At 56.4% G+C, this 383-nt stretch carries 1 protein-coding gene; it reads left to right on the forward strand.

What is annotated here, in order from left to right:
- Positions 1-73 precede the first annotated feature (73 nt).
- Complete coding sequence (locus tag AC1RPW_RS08085) at positions 74-325, forward strand: hypothetical protein (RefSeq protein WP_251213468.1); 252 nt, start codon at positions 74-76, stop codon at positions 323-325.
- The last annotated feature ends 58 nt before the right edge of the window (positions 326-383 follow it).

The raw sequence follows: 383 nt of genomic DNA on the forward strand, positions 1-383 counted from the left end.
CACTTGGGCCGGACTGGTGCTCGGCGCTGGACCGGTTGGAACGCAGGTACGAGAGCCTTGATGGGGAGGACGAATGAAATTCGATGACTGGGTGGAAGCGTTCGAGGTGGCGGACACGGAGCCCGCTGCAAAATCGCAGCTGGGTCGCCGTCTTTTGAAGTTTGGATTCGAGATGGGGCAGATGGTGCGGACCGGTGAAATTCGGCGCATCTTCGACACCGTTATCGAGGAAGTGAAGACCGGTGACTTGCAGACTGACGAGATCGGGGCAGTCCGTCGCGTGGATGATCTGCTGTTCATGCTTGTCTCAAAGGAGATGGAATGAGCACGAAGCCACTTGTTGACGGAGAAATCCGAGAAATCAAGGCCGGTCGTGGTTATTT

Source organism: Dellaglioa sp. CoH-55-MRSF-8 (genome assembly GCF_056782195.1).